The sequence below is a fragment of the Streptomyces ipomoeae 91-03 genome (genome assembly GCF_000317595.1).
Lineage (GTDB): Bacteria > Actinomycetota > Actinomycetes > Streptomycetales > Streptomycetaceae > Streptomyces > Streptomyces ipomoeae.
The window spans coordinates 1-20,848 of record NZ_AEJC01000068.1; the positions used below are offsets into that span (position 1 = coordinate 1).

Sequence of the window (20,848 nt, forward strand, 5' to 3'; positions counted from 1 at the left end):
CCTAGAATGACTACGAATGACTACGAACGGCTACGAGCGCCTACGGACGACTCCGATTGCCAGGCACCAAAGGCCTGCAAGTACAAGCAGGGACTACCGGCCTACAAGTACAAGCCCGTGGAGTCCTCCGAGCCCTCGAAGCGGTCGGCGGCCACGGCATGCAGGTCGCGCTCACGCATGAGCACGTACGCGACGCCGCGGACCTCGACCTCGGCACGGTCCTCGGGGTCGAAGAGGACGCGGTCGCCGGTCTCGACGGTCCGGACGTTCTGGCCGACCGCGACGACCTCGGCCCAGGCGAGGCGCCGGCCGACGGCCGCCGTCGCGGGGATCAGGATGCCACCGCCGGAACGCCGCTCGCCCTCGGCGGTGTCCTGCCGCACGAGCACACGGTCGTGCAGCATCCGGATGGGCAACTTGTCGTGGTGGGTCTTCTCGCTCACGCCCCGAACCTACCTGTCTTCGTCAGCCCCTACGACGCCGAGTGCCGAGAGCGAGGAGTCCGACGACGCCGACGACCACGAGGGCGACCGGCACGATGCGCTCCATCCGGGGCGCCCCGTCCTCGCTGACCAGCTGGCCCTTCACATCACTCACGACGCGGTTGACCGAGACGTACGCCTTGCCGAGGGTGTGGTCGATGTTGGAGACCACCTTGGCCCTCGCGTCGCCGACGATGGTCTTCGGGTGCACCCGGACGCCGATCTCGTCGAGCGTCTCGGCGAGCGTGTCGCGGCGGCGCCTGATGTCCGCCTCGATCTCGGCCGGGGTTCTGGTGTCCGAGCTGTCCGCCACCGCGCTGCCTCCCGTTGTCGTATGCGTCACGGACAGTCTGTCAGCTCCGCCCACCGCCGCGCCGCCAGGGCCCGCCGTTACGCTGGACCGATGAGCGAGCGACTCCAGCCCGGGGACGTGGCCCCCGCCTTCACCCTTCCCGACGCCGACGGCAACGAGGTGTCCCTGTCCGACCACAAGGGCCGCAAGGTCATCGTGTACTTCTACCCGGCCGCCCTGACGCCCGGCTGCACGAAGCAGGCCTGCGACTTCACCGACAACCTCGACCTCCTGGCCGGCGCCGGCTACGACGTCATCGGCATCTCTCCCGACACCCCCGAGAAGCTCGCCAAGTTCCGCGAGAAGGAGTCCCTGAAGGTCACCCTCCTCGGCGACCCCGACAAGCAGGTCCTCGACGCCTACGGCGCCTTCGGCGAGAAGAAGAACTACGGCAAGACCTACATGGGCGTCATCCGCTCCACCATCGTCGTCGACGAGGAGGGCAAGGTCGAACGCGCCCTGTACAACGTCCGCGCGACAGGTCACGTGGCAAAGATCATCAAGGACCTGGGCATCTGAGACCCACCTGGCGCAGGGGCGGCCGAAGGCAACGAGCAACTCCCGGTACGATGACAAGCGGCTAGCGGCGGTGGCGCAACCGGCGACGCAGCAGACTTAGGATCTGTGGCCCTTGATCGGGCTTGAGGGTTCGAATCCCTTCCGCCGCACATGAACGGCCTGCGAATCGAATGATCGATACGCAGGCCGTTTCTGTGGACAGCTCAGCCCAACAGCTCCCGCACCACCGGCACCAGCGCCCGAAACGCCTTCCCCCGGTGGCTGATCGCGTTCTTCTCTTCCGGGGTCAGTTCGGCGCAGGTCCTCGTGTCCCCCTCCGGCTGGAGGATCGGGTCGTAGCCGAAGCCGTTGGTGCCCACGGGGGTGTGGCGCAGGACGCCCCTCAGGCGGCCCTCGACCACGCGTTCCGTGCCGTCCGGGAGGGCCAGGGCTGCCGCGCAGGCGAAGTGGGCGCCTCGGTGTTCGTCGGGGATGTCGGAGAGCTGGGCCAGCAGCAGCTCCAGGTTGGCCTTGTCGTCGCCGTGCCTGCCGGACCAGCGGGCGGAGAAGATGCCGGGGGCGCCGTTCAGGACGTCGACGCAGAGGCCGGAGTCGTCGGCGACGGCGGGCAGGCCGGTCGCCCGGGCGAGGGCGTGGGCCTTCAGGAGGGCGTTCTCGGCGAACGTCACGCCGGTTTCCTTGACGTCGGGGACGTCGGGGTAGGCGTCCGCGCCGACGAGGTCGTGGGTGAGACCTGCGTCGGCGAGGATCGCCTTCAGTTCGGTGATCTTTCCGGCGTTACGGGTGGCGAGGATCAGGCGGGTCATGGGGACCAGTATCGCCAGCCGTGACAGTGGCTTGTCGCGCCGGAGGCGCGTCCGGACCGGCCGGAGGCGCCGGGGCGCGTCCGGGACCGGGCGGAGGCTCGTGCGGCCGGTTCTTACGACGTGCAGACCTTCGTCAGTTCGCCCGCCGCGCCCGTGATGCCGCTGAGGTCGGGGGTGGCGTCGCCGTTGTCGACGGCTGTCTGGACGTCGTCCACGGCCTTCTGGAGGTCGTCGACGGCCTTGTTGACGTCGGCGTTGTCGGTCTTGTCGCCGATCTCCTTCAGGTTCTCGTCGATGGAGTTGAGGGACTCCTCCAGCTGCGTCGGGTCGTTCGACGCGTTCGCGACGGCCTGCTGGAGGTCGGACACGCTGTTGGCGATGGCCTCAGCGGTCTGGACGCAGTCCAGGGCCTTGTTCACGGCGTCGCAGCCGGTGGTGAGCCCGGCCGTGAGCGCGACGGCGGCTACGGCTCCGGCGATGGCGGTGGTACGACGTCGGCGGCTCGCGGCCATGGAACGGTCCTCCTGTTGGTCGGTGCTGGGCGTAGGCCTGACGGCCCCCGTCGGTTCGGTTCTCGGTGCTGCGGTGTGGCTGGGCGCACGGTGTGTGCCGTGCGCCCGTACTGGCAAGGACGCGGGCGGGGGCGCCGTGGTTGCCGGCGCCGGCCACCCTTCTTGGTGTGTCCTTTACCTTTCGAGGACCGTATCAAGTGCCTTGGCCTGGAGGAGGGCGAGTTCCGTGCAGCCGGAGACGGCGAGGTCGAGCAGGGCGTCGAGTTCCTCGCGGGCGAACGGTTCGGCTTCGGCGGTGCCCTGGACCTCGACGAAGCGGCCGTCGCCGGTGCAGACGACGTTCATGTCGGTCTCGGCCTTCACGTCCTCCTCGTAGCAGAGGTCGAGCAGGGGGACGCCGCCGACGATGCCGACCGAGACGGCGCTGACGGTGCCGGTCAGGGGCTGGCGGTTCGCCTTGACGAGCTTCTTGCGCTGGGCCCAGGCGACGGCGTCGGCCAGGGCGACGTACGCGCCGGTGATGGCCGCGGTGCGGGTGCCGCCGTCGGCCTGGAGGACGTCGCAGTCGAGGACGATCGTGTTCTCGCCGAGCGCCTTGTAGTCGATGACGGCGCGCAGGGAGCGGCCGATGAGGCGGGAGATCTCGTGGGTACGGCCGCCGATCCTGCCGCGTACGGATTCGCGGTCGCCGCGGGTGTTGGTGGAGCGGGGCAGCATGGAGTACTCGGCGGTGACCCAGCCTTCGCCGCTGCCCTTGCGCCAGCGCGGGACGCCTTCGGTGACGGAGGCGGTGCAGAAGACCTTGGTGTCGCCGAAGGAGATGAGGACGGAACCCTCGGCGTGCTTGCTCCAGCCGCGTTCGATGGTGACCGGGCGGATCTGTTCGGGCGTGCGGCCGTCGATTCGAGACATGGCGTTGAGCCTAGTCGTACCTATGGAGGGGCCCCTCCCTCGGCGGGATGGGGCCCCTTCAGATGAACCGGTGGTTCACATCATGTCTTCGATCTCGGCCGCGATGGGGTCGGCGTCGGTGCCGATGACGACCTGGATGGCTGTGCCCATCTTGACGACGCCGTGGGCGCCGGCGGCCTTGAGCGCGGCCTCGTCCACGAGGGAGGGGTCGTTGACCTCGGTGCGCAGTCGGGTGATGCAGCCTTCGATCTCTTCGATGTTGTCGAGGCCGCCGAGCCCGGCGACGATCTTCTCAGCCTTGGTGGCCATGGCAGTTCTCCCTGATCTCCCAGTGTGCGGGACCGTCCCGCGACTGGTCTACACCACTTGGGGAACTGCCGCCAAATAAATGTCGCCGGGCTGTGCGGCCCGGGGTCAGCCGGTCGGCGATTCGGCGGTCCTGGACGGTCCGCCGGATGCCGTCTGCCCGTCCGACGTCGCCTGCCCGTCCGACGTCGCCCGGCCGTCGGGTGTCTCGGTGGCTTCCGTTCCACCGGTCGCGTCGAGGCTCCGCAGCGCCGGCAGGGCGACGATCGCCAGGGTGACCGCGCACCAGGCGATGGCGAGGAACGCTCCGGTCTGGCGCAGTCCGACCCATTCGACGACGAGGCCGGCGGTCAGGGTGCCGAGGGGGACGGCGGTCATGGAGACGGCGTTCTGGAGGCCGAGGACCCGGCCGCGGACCTCTTCGGGGATGCGCTCGGTGACGAGGACCAGGAAGAGGGCGGGCAGGGGTCCGGCTCCGGCTCCGGCCAGTACGGCGGCGACCCACATGACGGGGACCGGGGGCAGCAGGGCGAGTCCGGCGATGCCGATCGTGGAGGTGAGCTGCGCGGCGACGAAGACGGCCCGGCGGGAGAAGCGGGTGCCGATGGCGGCGTAGACACTGGCGCCCGCGATACCGCCGACGGCCAGCAGGGAGACCACGACGCCGAAGCCGCCGGGTGAGTCCTTGCCGACCAGGTGGACGGGGAGGACCAGGTTCTGCAGGGGGGCGAGGACGGCGACGCTGCCGGCCGAGACGAAGGTGACGGCGGTGAGGACGCGGTCGCCGCGCAGGACGCCGAAGCCGCGCTTGACGTCGCCGCGCAGGCCGGTGCCCTCGCCCGTGGCGGTGGGCTGGGCGCCGATGGCCCTGGGCAGGGCGAGGGTGACGAGGGCGGCGAGGGCGGAGCAGCCCGCGGTGAGCCAGAGGACGGTCGCCGGGTCGACGAGCATGATGAGTCCGCCGGCCGCCGCCGGGGCGAGGATGACCACGCCGCCGGCGATGCTTTCGCGGAGGCCCGCCAGGCGTTCCATGCCGGTGCCGGTGGCCTCGGCGATGTCGGGGGCGAGGGCCTCGCGGGCGGTCATGCCGGGTACGTCGAAGACGGCGCCGGCGACGCCGAGCAGGACGAACCAGGCGACGGTGAGGCCGATGAGGCTGTCGACGACGGGGAGGGCGGCGACGCAGGCGGCGGAGGCGAGGTCGGCGCCGATGGAGAGCCTGCGGCGGCCGACGCGGTCGATGAGTACGCCGCCGAGCACGGCCGACAGCAGCATCGGCAGGGCGCTCGCGGCGGCGACGAGCCCGACGGCGGCGGCGTCACCGGTGCGCAGCAGGACCAGCCAGGGCAGGGCGATGGAGGCCACGGTGTTGCCCAGCAGGGACAGACCGTGCGAGAGGAGGTAGAGCGGCAGCATCGGGGCATTCTGGTCGGGGGCCGGTGGCCGGCCGGACGGGTCTGGAGGTGGTGGGGTTCAGCGGCTCATCCCGGGGCACCGAACGCGTAGCGGGAGATGTGGCCGATGCGGCCCAGGACCGGGAGGCGGGAGAGGACTTCGGTGTCGAAGCGCATGCGTAGCCGCATGGTGCGGGGGAGGTGGCGCAGGTCGGCGCCGGCCGCGGTGGCGTACGCGCTGTCGGCTTCGATGAGCCGCAATCCGGGTATCCGGCGCTCCAGTTCGCGGGGGTCGTCGACGCCCCAGGCCAGTCGGGCTCCTGTTTTGCGGAAGAGGGTCAGGGAGCGGGTGGAGCGGACGGCGAAGCGGGAGTAGGTGTCGAAGAGCAGTTCGCCGTGCGGGAAGTGCGCGATGAGGGTGCGCAGCATGTTCGGGCCCTCTTCGGCGGTGAGGTACATGGTGAGGCCCTCGGCGACCACGAGGACGGGGCGGTCGGTGGGGACGCGCGCCGGCCAGTCGGGGTCGGTGACGGAGGCGGCGAGGGTCTCGTGGCCGGGGCGGGCGGGGTAGAGCCGCTCTCGGACGTCGATGACATCGGGTTGGTCGAGGTCGTACCAGCGGACGCCGGGGCCGGGGGCGAGGCGCTCGTACCGGCTGTCGAGTCCGCAGCCGAGGTGGACCACGGTGGACTCGGGGTGGGTGTCGAGGAAGGCGCGGACTCGGCGGTCGAAATAGCGGGCGCGCAGGGCGACGCCGACGGCGGAGGCCTCGGTCATTCCGAGACGGTCGAAGTCGTAGTCGATGCGGTCCGCCAGTTCGGCGGCGATTCGGTCGCCGAGCAGGGGGTGTGCGGAGCGGGCGTCGAGTGCGCGGGCGTAGAGGGGTGCGAGCAGGGTCTCCGCCGCTCCGGTGAGGGAAATCTTCAGGTCCCGGTCAGACACGGGTTCGGACACGGGTTCTCGCCTCTCTGCACACGGAAATATGGATGGCGGGAAATATTTATTTCGCGAGCGCACCGAGAGCGCACCAAGAGTGCAAGGTAAAGCCCTCGGTAGAGATTTATCGATCATCAATACAGCCCGCAGACACTCCTCTTCACAACCTGTCGCAAGCCGATCACAGGAGCACCATACACCGTACAAGCCGACCCGTCCGACTGTCCAGTACGGCCCTCACCTGCACATATGAAGCCGAATGCGCGTACGACCTGCCGACTCGCCCGACATCCACCCACGCATGGGCACACATTCTCCACGAGTACATGCAGGACGAACGTTTTCGGCCAACCTATACCCGGACTTGGCATGATGTTGACTCGCGTAATTACCGCTCCTACGGTGATTCGAGTTGCCGCTACCGGCTCCGGGGGTTGTTTTCGTGCCTTCCGCAATGTCCGCCGTCACACCCACCGTCAAAAACGTTTCCCTTGTTTCCATGCCATGGAACAGTGTCACTCGACCTTCGATTCAGGTCGGAATTCTGCGCTCGCTCGCCGAAAGTGAAGGCTGGCGGGTGGACTCCAGATTCGCCTATCTGGATTTCTACGGTCTGGCCCAGCGAATGCTCGGTTTCTCCGAGGAGAAGTGGGCGGACGCCTACGAACTGGTCTCCGAGAAGCTGTACCACCTCTCGGTGGGCGACTGGATCTTCTCGTGCCGGCGCGGCGACGCCGAGCGGCGGGAGGCGTACTTCGCCCAGTTGCGGGCCCGGCGGGTCGACGACGCGGCGATCGAACTGGTGGACGCGTTGCGCGCGGTGGCGGACCGGCATGTGGAGGAGACGGCCGCGGCGCTCATGGAGTCCGCGCCGGCCGTGGTCGGGTTCACCTCGATGTTCAGCCAGAACGGCCCGTCCCTGGCGGTGGCGGAACGCCTGCGGGCGCTCGGCTACACCGGCGTGATCGTCCTCGGCGGCAGCAACTGCGAGGGCTCCATGGGCCGCGCCCTGCTCGCCAACTACCCGGCGGTGGACGCCATCGTCGACGGCCCCGGCGAGGACGCCTTCGTCACCCTCCTCCGCCAGGTCGAGGCCGGCACCCCGCCCCGCACCCACGGCCGTCTGGTCACCCGGCTGCCCGCCGACACCGACAGCGCGCCGGCCGCGCCGCTGACCACGGCGGACCTGGAGGTGCCGAGCCCCAACTACGACGGTTTCTTCGAGCAGTTACGGGCAGCGGGCCTGCACTCCCTCGAACCCGAGATCACCCTTCCCGTGGAGTTCTCCCGCGGCTGCTGGTGGGGCGCCAAGACCCACTGCACCTTCTGCGGACTCAACGGCGCCACCATGACCTACCGCAGCAAGAACCCCGACACCGTCGCCGACGAACTCCGCCACCTCATGGACCGCTACGGCGTCCTCGACTTCTTCGCCGTCGACAACATCCTCGACCTCAAATACCTCGACACCGCCCTGCCACTGGTCGAAAAACTCAACACCGACCACTCACTCTTCTTCGAGGTCAAGGCCAACATGGAATGGGCGGACATCCGGGCGGTCAGGCGGGCCGGGGTACGGTCCGTGCAGCCGGGGATCGAGAGTCTGAGCACGGAGGGGCTGAAGCATCTCCGGAAGGGCGCGACGGCGTACCAGAACATCCGGTTCCTGCTCGGCTGCGCCGAGTACGGGGTGCGGGCGGACTGGAACATCCTCACCGGTTATCCGCACGAGACACCGGAGTCGATCAGCGCGCAACTCGATGTCGTCGCGTCGCTGACGCATCTGACGCCGCCGCACATCACGCTGATCCGCTTCGACCGGTTCAGCCCGTACGTCGAGGCCCCCGAGAAGTACGGGCTCACCCTGACCAGCCCGTTGCCCGGCTACCGGTACGCCTACCCGGACCTCTCCCCCGAGGACCTGTGGAACATCGCGTACCACTTCGAGGGCGACTTCACGGACGACCCGCGCAACGGGCCGGTCCGGCGGCGGCTGGCCGCGCGGGTGCGGCTGTGGCGTCAGCACCACGAGTCGGCGCGGTTCACCTACCGGCTCGGCTTCGACTCGCTCACCCTCACCGACGAACGTCCCGGACTGCCGTCGCACACGACCACCCTCAGGGGCGAGCAGGCACGTCTGTTCCGCGCCGTGATCGGCGGCACCCGGTTCCGCGACCTCCAAGGGCGCGAGTGGCAGGGGGAACGCTGGGACCAGGCCCTGGAAACGCTGCACTCCTGGCGGAGGAAGCGGTGGGTCTACATCGAAGGCACGAAGGTCATCGCACTCGCCGTACGCGAACAGCCCTCGGCCTATCGCACCCCACCGCCCAAGGGCACTCCCCGGCGGGCTCGTAACCCCGTACCGCTCACGCTCACCGCCCGACCGTAAGGAGGCCGCCCATCGCGCGGATCCGGGCCACCGCGTCTCGACACGAAGAAGAACAGCACGACGGCAAGAGAGCAAGGAATCGAAGGAAACCAAGGCCACAGGCCGACGAAAGGATCGAGCAATGGGACCCGTAGTCGTATTCGACTGCATGACGGCGGACTTCCTCAACGACGACCCCAACAACGCGGAACTGAGTGCCCTGGAGATGGAGGAGCTGGAGTCCTGGGGTGACTGGGACGGCGACGTCACCTCATGACCGTCACCTCATGAGCGCCGGCCGGTGAGTAACCGGCGGGTGTGAAGTCGGCGAGACGGACTACCGGGAGAGGGAGCATGCTCGAAGCGACGGCGACGGAGTGCGCGCTGCGCGAGGTCGTCTACCGTTCGTATCCGTCGGAGCGAACGGTGACCGTGCGGTGCACCGTACGCCCCGCCGAGGGCAGCGCCCGTGCCGATGGGTACGGCACCGCCGCGACGAAGGCCGTGGCCCGGCTGAAGGCCCTGTCCGAAGCCGTGGAACGGCTGGTGGCGTGTACTCCCTTCGCCTCGGTGGTCCGTCCGCCGACGACCTCACGGGGCTCCGGGGCGGTCCCGCCCTTCCCGGCGTCCGGGGTGCGTACCGTGCCGGACGGTTGCGCGAGCCGGGTGTACCGGCCGCTGACCGGGGGCGGGCCGCGCCGGGTGCCTCTGTACTGGTCCTCGCCGTGGACCGCCGGCGAGGAGTTACGGGCGGCCGTGCTGACGGCCCCCGAGGCGCGGCTGTCCAGCACGGTCGGCTGGGCGGTGGCGCCGACGCCCGAGGCGGCCCTGCACGGGGCGCTGCTGGAGCTGACGGAGCTGCTGAACCACGGGGTTTTCCTGCACCGCTCTCTGGCGGGGCCGAGACGGCCGGCGGCGGGTGACGAGACGCTGGTGCTTCCGCTCGGCGGCCCGGTGCGTACGCCGACCGTGCTCGCCGTGGCGTACGGGCGCGGGCGGCGGATGCCCGCCACCGGGCTCGGCTGCGGTGCCACCCGGGCCGAGGCCACCGACCGGGCCCTGCTGGAGCTCGCGCAGGCCGAGACGATGTGGCGGTCGAACCCCACCGCCGTACCGGCCGAGCGCTTCTTCCTGCGCCGCTTCGAGCGCTGGCCGCTGCTCGGGCGCTGCGCGACCTTGGACTTCGACTTGAGCGGCCATGGGACGCCGTACGACGACGAGCGGTCCGTGGCGTCACCCCTGGAAGAGCTGGAGGCCGGCGGGATCAGTGTGTGGGCCGACTCCGGTGCCGTCGACATCTCAGGCCCGGACACCCCCAGGACCCGCCTCTGCTTCGCCCATGTGGTGTCGGATCCGCAGCCCCTCCTGGGCCTTGTCCGCGCAGGCATCCCCGTGTTCGACACGGGAGAAGTGAGGAGGACCCTTGACCCGCCCCGCCGAGACCGACCTGCCCACCACGCCCGATCTGCTGACCACCGCGCTGCTGGACGGGGCCGCCAAGGACGACGTACCGCCTGAGCGGGAGACGGACATCCAGCGGGCCCTGTCCTCCGTCGGGGACTGGCTGGCCGCGGAGCGGCTGACGGCCGACATCCGCAAGTACGGCATCGAGTCCGCGCCCACGTACGAGTGCAGCTCCGGGACGCCGAGGGGGCGCTGTGCTCGCGCAGCTCCGCAAGGGCTGGGGCACCGGAGCATGGCGAGCGCGCTGTTCGAGAGCGCCGAGCACTACCACCTGGACTGGCGCCGCGATCCGAGGGCGGCCGAGGCGGAGTTCCGGCCGGGGCGGGACATCGCCGGGCAGGCCACCGCCCGCCGGTCCGCGCTGCTGCGGCGGCTCGGCGGGATCATGCCGGACTCGCCCGTGCTGACCCGCGCGTACCGGCCGGTGGAGGAGGCCCTGACCGGGCGGGCGAGCGACGCGGCCGGCCACCGGCACCCGGTGTTCCTGCGGGACGGCGGCTACCGCAACTGGCCGCACCCCGACGACGACCGGTCGTTCCAGCCGCTGTGGCACTACACCTCCAGCGCCGGGTACGCGGCGGGCGCCACCCTGCACGAGGCGCTGGTGCACGCCGTCAACGAGCTGATCGAACGGGACGCCTGGTCGTACCAGCTGGCCCGCTCCTACTTCGGGCTGCCCGGCGAGGGGCCCGAGCTGCGGGTCGTCGACCACGACAGCCTCCCCGCCGAACTGCGCGAACTGACGGGCACGATCGAGGAGGTGCGCCGGGCGCCGGTCCTGATCGTCTCCATCGCCTGCGACACCGGCGTACCCGCCTATGTGGTGTGCGACGCGGAGAGCCGGGAGGACGTGCGGCTGATCGGCAGCGGTGCCTCGCCGGTGCGGACGTACGCGCTCCAGCGGGCGCTCCTCGAATACCTCCAGGTGCGCACGATGTTCGAGCACGGGCCGGTGGACGCGGACACCGAGGCCGGGCAGATCGCCACCGCGCTGGCCCGCTATCCCCGCCATCTCGCCGCCGCCCGCTTCGACATCCACCGACTTCCGCATGAGATGAGGGAGTTCGACGCCGACGACGGGCTGCCCCTGCTGCCCGCCGCCGCGTCGCCCGAGGAACTGCTGCGGCATCTCGTGGAGCGGCTGCGGGAGGTGGGTGTCGACGTCCACTACCGGGTGCTGACGCCGCCCGGGGCGGTGACCGTCGTCGATGTCGTCGCGCCGGGGCTGGAGATGTTCGACAAGGCGCGGGCGGGCTATCCGGTGCTGCCCACCGGGCGGCTGGGCGAGCGGCTGCGGCCGGGCACCAGTGGGGGTACGGGCCGTGGGGGTGCGCCGAAGTGAGGCTCACGCTCGTGGCACCGCCCTGGAACAGCCTGTACCGGCCGTCCATACAGATCGCCACCCTCGCCGCGTTGGAGGGCGAGGGGGACGGGGATCCGATCACCCCGGTGTACGCGTACCTGGACTGGTTCGAGTACGCCGTCGAGGCGCTGGAGTGCGATCCGGCGGAGTTCGTCACCGTGTACGACACGATCGGCGAGGAGCTGTACGGGCTGGGCGTAGGGGACTGGATCTTCGGCGGCGTCCTGGACGCCCATGGCGCGCAGGCGGAAGAGGACACGCGTGCCCGGTACGCCGCCTTCCTCACCGAGAACGGGGTGGCCGAGGAGCTGGTGGCGCGGGTGCTGGCGCTGCGGGCGGTGGCGCCGCGGTTCATCGCCGGGCTCGCCGAGCGGCTGCTGGGGACGGGCGCGGAGTGCTTCGGGTTCACCACGTCGTTCAGTCAGCTGATGCCCGCGCTGGCCGTGGCCCGGGCGCTCAAGGACCGGGCGCCCGACCGGCTGGTGCTGCTCGGCGGCGCGAACTGCGACCGCCCGATGGGGCAGGCCGTGATGCGGGCGTACCCGTTCGTCGACGCGGTCGTGCAGGGCGAGGGCGAGGCGGCGGTGGCCGCGATCCGCGCCGCGCGCGATGTGGGCGACCTGACGGCGGCCCCCGGTCTGGTCCTGCGGCACGAGGGCGGGCTGCGGGTGTCGCTGCCGACCGTGCAGCCGGCCGAGACCGCGCCCGTACCCCGGTACGCGGAGTACTTCGAGCGGCTGCGCGCGCTGCCGTACGGCGAGCTGATCAGCCCGCACGTGGCCCTCCCGTTCCAGATGTCCCGGGGCTGCTGGTGGGGCGAGAAGCTGCAGTGCACGTTCTGCGGCGAGAACGGCAGCGGCATGGTCTACCGCTCCAAACCGGGCCGACAGCTCACCGAGACGCTGCGCCGGCTGACCGAGGAGCACGGGGTGTTCGACACCTACGCGGTCGACACGATCCTCGCCCGCAACGACAACGGCCTCGCCGAACTCGCCGCGGCGGAGGTCGACATCACCACGTTCTTCGAGGTGAAGGCCAATCTGGGGCCGCGTGAGCTGGGCGAGATGCGGGCGGCGGGCGTCACCATGGTGCAGCCGGGCATCGAGAGCCTGAGCAGCGGTGCGCTGAAGCTGCTGCGCAAGGGGGCGACGGCCTTCCACAATCTGCGGTTCCTGGTGCTGTGCCAGGAGTTGGGCATCGACGCCCAGTGGAACCTGCTGTCGGCGATGCCGGAGGAGTCGGCCGGGATGCTGGAGGAGCAGCTGCGGCTGATCCCCTTCATCACGCATCTCGCGCCGCCGTCGACCGTGAGCAAGGTGCGGGTCGACCGTTACAGCCCGTACTTCGAGAAGCCCGACGAGTTCGGCATCGCGCTGAGCGGGCCCGAGCCGAAGTACCGGTTCGTGCACTCCGGCCGCCCGGCCGCCGAACGCACCGAGCTGGCCTACTCCTTCGACCATGTGGAGCTGGTCGGGCGCTCCGACCGTACGGCCGAGGAGATGCTCGCGCTGCGCCGGCGGCTGGGTGCCCGGGTCGGGCTGTGGAAGAAGCTGCACGAGCAGTCCCGGTTCACCTTCCGGTACGGGCCGAACATGACCGTGCTGCACGACGGCCGGCCCCATGTGGGCACCGGGCGGCATGTGCTGCGGGGCGGTGACGACCTGTTGTTCCGCCGTCTCGTCCACGGCGGGCGGCTGCACCAGGCGATCGACCAGGTCAGCGCGGTGACGGGGCAGTCGGAGGACGACGTACGGCGGACGCTGCGGGACTGGGCGCGGCGCGGCTGGATCCATCTGGAGGGCCGCCGCGGGCTCGTCCTCGCGGTGCGCGACAGCATGCGCGACGAGCTGGGCCGGGCCGCCGAACTACGCGAGACGGCCGCGGGGGCGGTCACCGATTCGGCCGCCGATTCCGCCACGGATTCGGCCACCGTTTCGGAGCGGGCCGATGAGACGGGGAGGGTCGGTGCGGGACGGTAGCGGCACTGTGGGGTTCGAGGTCGTCTCCCGGGACGGCACGGTGATCCGTGGCTTCGAGCGGCCCGGGCCGGGCGAGGCGGTCGTGCTGGTGCACGGTGTCGCCATGGACCGGCGGATCTGGCCGGAGTCGGGGTTCCTCGACGCGCTCACGGGCGCCCATGTCATCGCCCTGGACCTGCGGGGACGCGGCGAGAGCGGACGGGGCGGCACCCCGGAGGGCCACGGCATCGACCGTTACGTCGAGGACGTCCGCGCGGTCCTCGACGGCTTCGGCCGGGACCGCTACAGCGTCTTCGGGACCTACTTCGGCGGGCGGATCGCCCTCCGGGTGGCCGCCGTGGACAAGCGGGTGGCACGGGCGTTCTCGTTCTGCGCGCACGCCGAGCAGGTGGAGATCCCCGAGGACGCGGTGGAGGAGGAGGCGGTGGCCGTCGAGGGCCCCGGCGGTCACACGTATCTGCACGACCACTTCACCGGGCGGGGCGCCCCGCCCTGGATGATCGAGGCCTGCGCCCGCGTCGACCCCGCCGAGCTGGGCGCGGCGACCCGCGGTCTGCTGTACGGCTCGGACCGGCGGACCGAACGCGGCCACCCGGAGCAGGAGTTGGTGCTGATCACCGCCGAGGGCGACGCCGATCCGACTCCCTTCCACGACGGGGAGCGACGGCTGGGCGCCCAGCTGTGGCTCGTCCCCGCGCCGACCCGGATCAAGGCCGCCGCCCACCTCGCGGACGTCGGCCACCGGGTGGCGGAGGTGCTGGCGGGGGCTGCGGGAGTGACGGAGAGCGCGGAAGCGCAGGCGGCGTCCGGAACGGAGGCCCGGGCCCTATGACGGTGACCGAGGACACCATGTGGCGCCGTCGGCGGGGCCTGCTGCCCGACGGGGACCCGCTGGTGCGGGCCCTGGAGGAGTTGGCGGAACGCGGCCGGGACCACCGCTTCCGGGCAGTCGGCCTCGTCGACCCGGCCACCGGACGGCCCGGCCCTCCGCAGGACCTGACGGTGACCGGCGGCACGGTCACCGCCCGTACCCCGACCCCGCCCACCGCCGACGGCCGCGAGGCCCCGTACACGTCGTACGCCCTGCCGGGCTTCGTCGACTCCCACGCGCACGTCTCCTCCGCCTCCGACCTGGTCGGTCTCCTCGTCCACGGGGTGACCGGCTTCCGGCAGCTGTGGGGCGAACCGGCCCACCTCTACGCCGCCGGGGTGCACCGCGCCCGCCACGCCGTGCTGCCGCGGCCCTGGGTCACCGCCGGCGTGGTGGACGGCCCCCGGTCGCGCATCCCGCAGGGGGTCACCGTGGTGGACGGGGTCCGTGCGGTGCGGCAGGTCATCGAGGACGCGCTGGCGTTCGGTTTCGACGGGATCAAGGTGTACGACGACGTCGAGCGCCCGGTGTTCGACGTCCTGGTGCGGGAGGCGGAGCGCGCCGGTCTCCCGGTCGTCGGGCACATACCGGAAGCGGTGCCGCTCGCCGCCGCCCAGCGCACCATGCGGTCGTCCGAGCACCTCTACGGCCTCGTGCCCAATGTGTTCCGGCTGCCGCCCGAGCGGCGCTGGGACGCACTGGCGCGGGCGCTGGCCGACCGTACGGCCGAACCCGGCGGCGCGCCCGGCCACTTCGTGTGCCCCACCCTCGTCTGCTGGCGGGCCCGCAGCGGCGAACGCCGGTACACCCGGCCCTCCCGGGCGGCCCTCCAGGCGGTGGACGAGGGCCGCCGCCGGTCCTGGCAGGCCGCGGCCCGGGACGCCCTGCGGCTCGACCCCGCCGAGGCGCACCGGCGCGGCGGGCTCGTCGACGCGCTCGGCGGGATCGCCCGCACGCTCGCGGAAACGGGCACCCGGCTCCTGGTCGGCAGCGACTGCGGCAACCCCTTCGTCCTCGCGGGCCCGTCCTTCCACAAGGAACTGGCCGAACTGTCCCGCGCGGGCCTCGACTTCACGACGCTCCTGAGAGCGGCGACCACCCACGCGTACGAGGCGACGGGCCGCGCCGGGAGTCCGGCGGCCGGAAGCTTGACGGCCGGGAGTCCGGCGCCCGGAGCCCCCGCCGACCTGGTGTTCTATCGGCGGCCCCCCGACGACGCCGAGTTGTCCGCCCTCGCCCGGCCCGACGCCGTGCTGGTCGACGGGGTGCTTCTCGACGGCGACGACCTCGACCGGCTGTGGGCGCTGCGCCTGGCGGCGTCGGGGCTGGGCGCCTCCGGCTGGGCCCGGGGCGAACTCGACCCGCCGGTCACCACCGGCCGACCCACGAAGGAGGCAGCCCATGCAGGCTGACCGACCCATGCAGGCCGACCAGGGGCCCGACGATGCCGGCGGTACCGGTGGTACGGCCGCCCGTACGGAGCAGGCGGCCCAATGCCCCGTGGCCCCCGACCGAGCGGCGCGCGGCGCCGAATGCCCCGTGGACTTCGACTTCTTCGCCGCCCCGCAGCAGTACCGCGACGCGGCGGCCGAACACGCGGGCGACCACGGCGCGTTCTACAGCGACCGGGGTTTCTGGGTACTGACGACGTTCGACGGGATCAGCGCGGCGTTCAAGGACGAGGGCACCTTCACCGTGGGCCGGGTGAGCGCGGCCGAGGGCGCCGAGGAGGAGCGGTGGATCCCGCTGACCGTCGAGGGCCGTGAGCACACGGCGTGGCGGCAGCGGCTGGGCGCCTGGTTCACCCCGCAGCGGGTGCGGGAGCTGACCCCGGGGATCCGGGAGAACGCCCGGCGGCGTATCGAGGGGTTCCTGGAGAAGGGCGAGGTGTCGTTCAACGAGGACTTCGCCCGGCCGTACGTCCTGGAGAACCTGATGACGGCGGTGGGCTGGCCCCCGGACGGCTTCGACCTGCTGCTCGCCATCAACCGGGCGATGATCGACTCCCGTTCGGCGCCGGACCCCAGGGCGGCGGCGTACGGCGAACTGGGGCTTCCGGCGCTGGAGCGGTTCGCCCGTGAGCTCATCGCGCGGCGGCGCGCGGAGCCCGCCGACGACCTGGCCACGGCCAGTTTCGGCTGGGAGATCGACGGGGCGCCCGTCGGCGACGACGACCGTGCCTCGCTGCTGTGCACGCTGTTCCTCGCCGGTATCGACTCGACCGTGAACCACATGGCGAACGCCGTGCAGCATCTGGCCCACCACCCGGAGGACCGGGGACGGTTCATGAGCAGCCCGGAGGTCCGGCCACCGGCGGTGGAGGAGTTCCTGCGGGTCAACTCGTGCATGTATCCGGGCCGGATGGCCGTCACCGCCGACGCGGGCGGGGTCGCGGACCGGGGCGACACCGTGCTGCTGCCGCTCGCCCTCGCCAACCACGACCCCGAGGTGTTCCCGGAGCCCGCCCGGATCGACTTCGACCGGGAGCGCAACCCGCACATCGCCTTCGGCACCGGCCCCCACCAGTGCCTCGGCGCGGCCTTCGCCCGGGCCCAGATCCTGGTGGCCCTGGAGGAGTGGCACGCCCTCGTACCGCACTACGACGTCCCCCCCGAGCAGCGCACGGCCGAGCCGCCGTTCCTGCGCAACTCCTACGACCTGAGGCTCATCTGGTGAGGGCACCATGACCGGGACCGTGACAGGGACAGCGACAACCACAGGGGCAAGGACAGGGGCGGGGATCAGCCGAGCCGCGCTCGTGGCGATGCCCTGGAACAACGTGCGCCGGCCGTCCATCCAGGTGGGCACCCTGCGCTCCGTCGCCGAGGCCGAGGGCTGGCGGGTCGACGCGCACTACGCCTACCTCTCCTTCTACGGCCTCGCCCGCACGGCCCTCGGCATGGGGGACGCCGAGTGGTCGGACGCGTACGAGAAGGTGTCCGAGGGGCTGTATCAGCTGTCGGTCGGCGACTGGATCTACGCCTGCCGCGACGGCGACCCCGACCGGCGCGAGGCGTACTTCGGCATGCTGCGCGCCAAGGGCGTCGACGACACCACGATCGCCCTCGTCGACGCGTTGCGCGAGGTCGCCGACCGGCATGTGGAGCTGACGGCCACGAGGTTGCTGGAGTCGGCCCCCGACGTCATCGGGTTCACCAGCACGTTCAGCCAGAACGGCCCGACCCTGGCGGTGGCGGAACGCCTGCGGGCGCTCGGCTACACCGGCGTGATCGTCCTCGGCGGCAGCAACTGCGAGGGCTCCATGGGCCGTGCTCTCCTCGCCAACTACCCGGCGGTGGACGCCATCGTCGACGGCCCCGGCGAGGACGCCTTCGTCACCCTCCTCCGCCAGGTCGAGGCCGGCACCCCGCCCCGCACCCACGGCCGTCTGGTCACCCGGCTGCCCGCCGACACCGACAGCACTCCCGCCGCCATCTCGTCCAGCCAGTCGCTGGAGGTGCCGACCCCCAACTACGACGGTTTCTTCGACCAGTTACGGGCAGCGGGCCTGCACTCCCTCGAACCCGAGATCACCCTTCCCGTGGAGTTCTCCCGCGGCTGCTGGTGGGGCGCCAAGACCCACTGCACCTTCTGCGGACTCAACGGCGCCACCATGACCTACCGCAGCAAGAACCCCGACACCGTCGCCGACGAACTCCGCCACCTCATGGACCGCTACGGCGTCCTCGACTTCTTCGCCGTCGACAACATCCTCGACCTCAAATACCTCGACACCGCCCTGCCACTGGTCGAAAAACTCAACACCGACCACTCACTCTTCTTCGAGGTCAAGGCCAACATGGAATGGGCCGACATCCGCGCCGCCCGCCGCGCCGGAGTCCGGTCCGTGCAGCCCGGTATCGAAAGCCTCAGCACCGAAGGGCTGCGGCTGCTGAAAAAGGGTGCGACGGCCTTTCAGAACATCCGGTTCCTGCTCGGCTGCGCCGAATTCGGGGTACTGCCGGTGTGGAACATCCTCACCGGATTTCCCTACGAAACCCCGGAGTCGATGCTCACCCAGATCGAACTGCTGCCCTCGCTGACGCACCTGGAGCCACCGGACAACGACATTCTGGCCGTGCATTTCGACCGGTTCAGCCCCTACGTGGAACACCCCGAGGACTACGGGCTCACCCTCACCCATCCCCTGCCGGGCTACCAGTACGCCTACCCTGATCTCTCCCCCGAGGACCTGTGGGATCTGGCCTACCACTTCGAGGGCGACTTCACCGACGACCCCCGCAACACCGCCGTACGCCGGCGCCTCGCCACGGCCGTCCACCACTGGCGCACCCGGCACCACCAGGCCCGTTTCACCTATCGCCTGGGCTTCGACGCGCTCACCCTCACCGACCGCCGGCCCGGACTGCCCGCCCACGACACGGTCCTGCGCGGCGCCGACGCCCGACTGTTCCGTGCCGTCATCGGCGGCGCCCGGTTCCGCGACCTTCAGGGCCGGTCGGAACGGGAGGAGAGCTGGGAGCGGACCCTGGAGAAGCTCCACTCCTGGCAGGAAAAAAGGTGGGTCTACATCGAGGGCACAAAGGTCATCGCCCTGGCCGTACGGGAAAAACCCTCCGCCTATCGCACCCCACCCGCCAAAGGAACTCCCCGCCGCGCCCGAACCGCCGTCCCCCTCACACTCACTCCCGCGCCCCGGGCCCGGCAACCTGGCTGAAATCCGCCCGCCCCGGCGATTCCCGCTTGCCCCGACCGCCGGGCGGCGCGGTAGTCCTGGAGATTCCGCGCGGGACTCCGCGCGGGAGACGCACGAGACATACGGCGACCCAGGCAGCGAACCGCACGACGGCCGCGTACGACAACCGGAAGTTGATGACGATGACCATGGCCTCCACCGAGGACCACAAGCCCACCGAAGACCAGGTCGGTGCCGAGGACCGGACGGGCGACGAAGGGCAGGCCCGGGCCGAGGACCTTCCGCCGTCCTGCCGTGATCTGGTCGGCATCCTCGCCCAGACGGACCGGCGGGACGCCTTCGCGGCGCTCGCGCTCGGTGCGACCACGGTGGCGCAGGTGGCGGAGCGGGCGAAGCTGCGCCCCGCTGCCGCCGCCGTCGCGCTGCAGAAGCTGGTCGACGGACGGATCGCCGCGTACGACGCCGACGCGCGCGCCTACCGGCTGATCGACGACACCTTCCGGCTGGCCGTGCAGGCGGAGGTCCGGATCTCCGGCCGGGGCGGCGGCGACGGAGCCGGCGCCTACTTCCGCAAGGGGCGGCTGACCTCCATCCCCGGCAAGGCGGAGATCCGCAGCCGCGTCCTGGCCGTCGTCGCCGACTCCTTCGACCCCGGGACCTCCTACTCCGAGGCCAAGGTCAACGCGATCTGCGGCCAGTGGTACGACGACTGGGTCAGCCTCCGCCGAGCCCTGGTCGACGAGGGCCTCCTCCACCGCGACGAGTCCGGCACCCACTACGAGCGCCGCACCGCCTGACGCCCATGACACGCGTGGTGGCCGGCGAGGCGGACACGAGCCTCTCCGATGCCGCCATGACCCGGGGCCCCGATGTCATCGCCGTCGGGCGGTTCGTCGGGGCGCGGGTCGGAGTGTTCAGCCGGCGGCGAGGGTTCGTGGGCCGGGCGGGGCAGGTGGTCGCCGAGCCGTCGGAGGACGGGCGGTCGGTGGTGCTCAACGTCGGGCTGGGGGCGGCGGGTTCGGCGACGGCGGCCACGTTCCGCGCCGCCGCGGCAGCCGCCGTACGGGCCGTCGGCCCCGCCCGTACCCTCCGTCTCGATCTGGCCCTGGCCGACGACGGCGCGGCGGTCCCGGCGGACGAACGGGCCCGGGCCGTGGCCGAGGGCGCCGTGCTCGGGCTGTACCGCTACGACGAGTACCGCTCGGCGCGGGCGGTGAGCCCGTTGGCCGAAGTGATCGTGGCGACGTCGGAGCGGCGGGCCGTCGCCGAGGGCGTGGCCGCCGGCGAGGCCACCTGCCTGGCCCGCGACCTCGTCAACCGCCCGGCCGGCGCCCTCACTCCCCCGGTGTTCGCCGACCGTATCCACGAACTGGCGCACACCACCGGCCTCGACTGCGCGGTGTACGAGGGCCCCGTCCTCACCGACCTGGGCCTCAGCGGCCTGACCGCCGTGGGCCGGGGCTCGTCGGAGTCGCCCCGCCACGTGGAGCTGACGTACGCCCCGCCGGAAGCCGCGGACAGCCTCACCGTCGGTCTGATCGGCAAGGGCATCACCTACGACTCCGGCGGGCTGTCCCTGAAACCGGCCGACGAGCTGCATGCGATGAAGGCCGACATGGGTGGGGCGGCGGCCGTCGTAGGAGCCCTCACCGCGCTCCCCCGGCTGGCGTTCCCGCTGCGCGTGCGCGCCTTCCTCCCCCTCGCCGAGAACATGCCGGACGGCGGCGCCCTGCGCGTCGGTGACGTCGTACGGCATCTCGACGGTACGACCACGGAGATCACGCACACCGACAACGAGGGACGGGTGGTGCTGGCCGACGTCCTGGTGCGCGCGACCCGCCCCGGCCCGGACCGCTGTGACCTGGTGATCGACGTGGCGACGCTCACCTCGGCCGCCGTCCACGCGCTCGGCACCCGTACCGGCGCG

20 protein-coding genes and 1 tRNA gene are annotated in these 20,848 nt (G+C 71.4%); 13 read left to right on the forward strand and 8 right to left on the reverse strand.

Annotated elements, in window-relative coordinates; all coding sequences use genetic code 11:
• Nucleotides 1–101 precede the first annotated feature (101 nt).
• Together STRIP9103_RS04330 and STRIP9103_RS04335 are read right to left on the reverse strand one after the other, a co-directional pair.
• Nucleotides 102–443 (reverse strand): GroES family chaperonin, encoded by a 342-nt coding sequence (locus STRIP9103_RS04330; protein WP_048819670.1) that lies wholly within the window; start codon nt 441–443, stop codon nt 102–104.
• 22 nt (nt 444–465) lie between these two features.
• Nucleotides 466–795: a DUF3618 domain-containing protein gene (locus STRIP9103_RS04335; RefSeq protein ID WP_048819671.1), complete on the reverse strand. Its 330-nt coding sequence runs from the start codon at nt 793–795 to the stop codon at nt 466–468.
• A gap of 90 nt (nt 796–885) precedes the next feature.
• Between STRIP9103_RS04335 and bcp the strand changes: the two genes are divergently transcribed.
• Nucleotides 886–1,353 (forward strand): thioredoxin-dependent thiol peroxidase, encoded by a 468-nt coding sequence (gene bcp / locus STRIP9103_RS04340; RefSeq protein ID WP_048819672.1) that lies wholly within the window; start codon nt 886–888, stop codon nt 1,351–1,353.
• A gap of 64 nt (nt 1,354–1,417) precedes the next feature.
• Nucleotides 1,418–1,502, forward strand: a tRNA-Leu gene (locus STRIP9103_RS04345).
• 54 nt (nt 1,503–1,556) lie between these two features.
• Here the strand turns inward: STRIP9103_RS04345 and rdgB are convergent.
• The 6 genes from rdgB to STRIP9103_RS04375 form a co-directional block, all read right to left on the reverse strand.
• A complete protein-coding gene (gene rdgB, locus STRIP9103_RS04350; protein WP_009298711.1) occupies nt 1,557–2,159 on the reverse strand; it encodes an RdgB/HAM1 family non-canonical purine NTP pyrophosphatase in 603 nt (200 codons plus the stop codon).
• A gap of 113 nt (nt 2,160–2,272) precedes the next feature.
• Nucleotides 2,273–2,671: a transcriptional regulator, PF09510 family gene (locus STRIP9103_RS04355; RefSeq protein ID WP_009298722.1), complete on the reverse strand. Its 399-nt coding sequence runs from the start codon at nt 2,669–2,671 to the stop codon at nt 2,273–2,275.
• Nucleotides 2,672–2,845: 174 nt separating this feature from the next.
• Entirely contained in the window at nt 2,846–3,583 is a 738-nt protein-coding gene (gene rph, locus STRIP9103_RS04360) for a ribonuclease PH (RefSeq protein WP_009298736.1), read from the reverse strand.
• 75 nt (nt 3,584–3,658) lie between these two features.
• The gene (locus tag STRIP9103_RS04365; protein WP_009298733.1) at nt 3,659–3,892 is read right to left on the reverse strand and encodes a glucose PTS transporter subunit EIIB; all 234 of its coding nucleotides are present in this window, start codon (nt 3,890–3,892) and stop codon (nt 3,659–3,661) included.
• Between the two features lie 105 nt (nt 3,893–3,997).
• Nucleotides 3,998–5,305 carry an MFS transporter gene (locus tag STRIP9103_RS04370; RefSeq protein ID WP_009298720.1) on the reverse strand — a complete coding sequence of 436 codons (1,308 nt, stop codon included), beginning with the start codon at nt 5,303–5,305 and terminating at the stop codon, nt 3,998–4,000.
• A 65-nt stretch (nt 5,306–5,370) separates the two neighbouring features.
• Nucleotides 5,371–6,210, reverse strand: coding sequence for a class I SAM-dependent methyltransferase (locus tag STRIP9103_RS04375; protein ID WP_048819678.1), 840 nt, complete (start codon nt 6,208–6,210; stop codon nt 5,371–5,373).
• A 463-nt stretch (nt 6,211–6,673) separates the two neighbouring features.
• Here STRIP9103_RS04375 and STRIP9103_RS04380 point away from each other — a divergent pair, with 463 nt between their 5' ends.
• The 11 genes from STRIP9103_RS04380 to STRIP9103_RS04425 all read left to right on the forward strand — a co-directional run.
• Nucleotides 6,674–8,608 (forward strand): RiPP maturation radical SAM C-methyltransferase, encoded by a 1,935-nt coding sequence (locus tag STRIP9103_RS04380; RefSeq protein ID WP_048819673.1) that lies wholly within the window; start codon nt 6,674–6,676, stop codon nt 8,606–8,608.
• Nucleotides 8,609–8,729: 121 nt separating this feature from the next.
• Entirely contained in the window at nt 8,730–8,864 is a 135-nt protein-coding gene (botA, locus tag STRIP9103_RS48760) for a bottromycin family RiPP peptide (RefSeq protein ID WP_009298735.1), read from the forward strand.
• Between the two features lie 77 nt (nt 8,865–8,941).
• On the forward strand, nt 8,942–10,105 hold the full coding sequence (locus STRIP9103_RS04385; RefSeq protein ID WP_048819674.1) for a YcaO-like family protein: 1,164 nt from the start codon (nt 8,942–8,944) through the stop codon (nt 10,103–10,105).
• The gene (locus tag STRIP9103_RS04390; RefSeq protein ID WP_100243842.1) at nt 10,011–11,393 is read left to right on the forward strand and encodes a YcaO-like family protein; all 1,383 of its coding nucleotides are present in this window, start codon (nt 10,011–10,013) and stop codon (nt 11,391–11,393) included. Before STRIP9103_RS04385 ends, STRIP9103_RS04390 begins: the two co-directional genes overlap by 95 nt.
• On the forward strand, nt 11,390–13,393 hold the full coding sequence (locus STRIP9103_RS04395; protein WP_009298718.1) for a RiPP maturation radical SAM C-methyltransferase: 2,004 nt from the start codon (nt 11,390–11,392) through the stop codon (nt 13,391–13,393). The genes STRIP9103_RS04390 and STRIP9103_RS04395 overlap by 4 nt, the downstream gene beginning before the upstream one ends.
• Entirely contained in the window at nt 13,362–14,225 is an 864-nt protein-coding gene (locus STRIP9103_RS04400; RefSeq protein ID WP_048819675.1) for an alpha/beta fold hydrolase, read from the forward strand. Before STRIP9103_RS04395 ends, STRIP9103_RS04400 begins: the two co-directional genes overlap by 32 nt.
• Nucleotides 14,222–15,676, forward strand: coding sequence for an amidohydrolase family protein (locus tag STRIP9103_RS04405; protein ID WP_009298712.1), 1,455 nt, complete (start codon nt 14,222–14,224; stop codon nt 15,674–15,676). The genes STRIP9103_RS04400 and STRIP9103_RS04405 overlap by 4 nt, the downstream gene beginning before the upstream one ends.
• A complete protein-coding gene (locus STRIP9103_RS04410; RefSeq protein WP_009298731.1) occupies nt 15,666–16,940 on the forward strand; it encodes a cytochrome P450 in 1,275 nt (424 codons plus the stop codon). Before STRIP9103_RS04405 ends, STRIP9103_RS04410 begins: the two co-directional genes overlap by 11 nt.
• 88 nt (nt 16,941–17,028) lie before the next feature.
• A complete protein-coding gene (locus STRIP9103_RS04415) occupies nt 17,029–18,942 on the forward strand; it encodes a RiPP maturation radical SAM C-methyltransferase (protein WP_199790508.1) in 1,914 nt (637 codons plus the stop codon).
• Between the two features lie 155 nt (nt 18,943–19,097).
• Nucleotides 19,098–19,718, forward strand: coding sequence for a DUF2087 domain-containing protein (locus tag STRIP9103_RS04420; protein WP_009298734.1), 621 nt, complete (start codon nt 19,098–19,100; stop codon nt 19,716–19,718).
• Between the two features lie 5 nt (nt 19,719–19,723).
• A partial coding sequence (locus STRIP9103_RS04425) for a leucyl aminopeptidase family protein (RefSeq protein WP_048819676.1) occupies nt 19,724–20,848 on the forward strand: 1,125 nt, incomplete at its 3' end.

What these genes read in the sequence shown, in the direction of transcription:
- botA (WP_009298735.1), top strand. Translation starts at nt 8,730, where the DNA reads ATGGGACCCGTAGTCGTATTCGACTGCATGACGGCGGACTTCCTCAAC.
- STRIP9103_RS04415 (WP_199790508.1), top strand. Translation starts at nt 17,029, where the DNA reads ATGCCCTGGAACAACGTGCGCCGGCCGTCCATCCAGGTGGGCACCCTG.
- STRIP9103_RS04400 (WP_048819675.1), top strand. Translation starts at nt 13,362, where the DNA reads ATGAGACGGGGAGGGTCGGTGCGGGACGGTAGCGGCACTGTGGGGTTC.
- STRIP9103_RS04385 (WP_048819674.1), top strand. Translation starts at nt 8,942, where the DNA reads ATGCTCGAAGCGACGGCGACGGAGTGCGCGCTGCGCGAGGTCGTCTAC.
- STRIP9103_RS04355 (WP_009298722.1), bottom strand. Translation starts at nt 2,671, where the DNA reads ATGGCCGCGAGCCGCCGACGTCGTACCACCGCCATCGCCGGAGCCGTA.
- rdgB (WP_009298711.1), bottom strand. Translation starts at nt 2,159, where the DNA reads ATGACCCGCCTGATCCTCGCCACCCGTAACGCCGGAAAGATCACCGAA.
- bcp (WP_048819672.1), top strand. Translation starts at nt 886, where the DNA reads ATGAGCGAGCGACTCCAGCCCGGGGACGTGGCCCCCGCCTTCACCCTT.
- STRIP9103_RS04405 (WP_009298712.1), top strand. Translation starts at nt 14,222, where the DNA reads ATGACGGTGACCGAGGACACCATGTGGCGCCGTCGGCGGGGCCTGCTG.
- STRIP9103_RS04365 (WP_009298733.1), bottom strand. Translation starts at nt 3,892, where the DNA reads ATGGCCACCAAGGCTGAGAAGATCGTCGCCGGGCTCGGCGGCCTCGAC.
- STRIP9103_RS04420 (WP_009298734.1), top strand. Translation starts at nt 19,098, where the DNA reads ATGACGATGACCATGGCCTCCACCGAGGACCACAAGCCCACCGAAGAC.
- STRIP9103_RS04370 (WP_009298720.1), bottom strand. Translation starts at nt 5,305, where the DNA reads ATGCTGCCGCTCTACCTCCTCTCGCACGGTCTGTCCCTGCTGGGCAAC.
- rph (WP_009298736.1), bottom strand. Translation starts at nt 3,583, where the DNA reads ATGTCTCGAATCGACGGCCGCACGCCCGAACAGATCCGCCCGGTCACC.
- STRIP9103_RS04410 (WP_009298731.1), top strand. Translation starts at nt 15,666, where the DNA reads ATGCAGGCTGACCGACCCATGCAGGCCGACCAGGGGCCCGACGATGCC.
- STRIP9103_RS04380 (WP_048819673.1), top strand. Translation starts at nt 6,674, where the DNA reads ATGTCCGCCGTCACACCCACCGTCAAAAACGTTTCCCTTGTTTCCATG.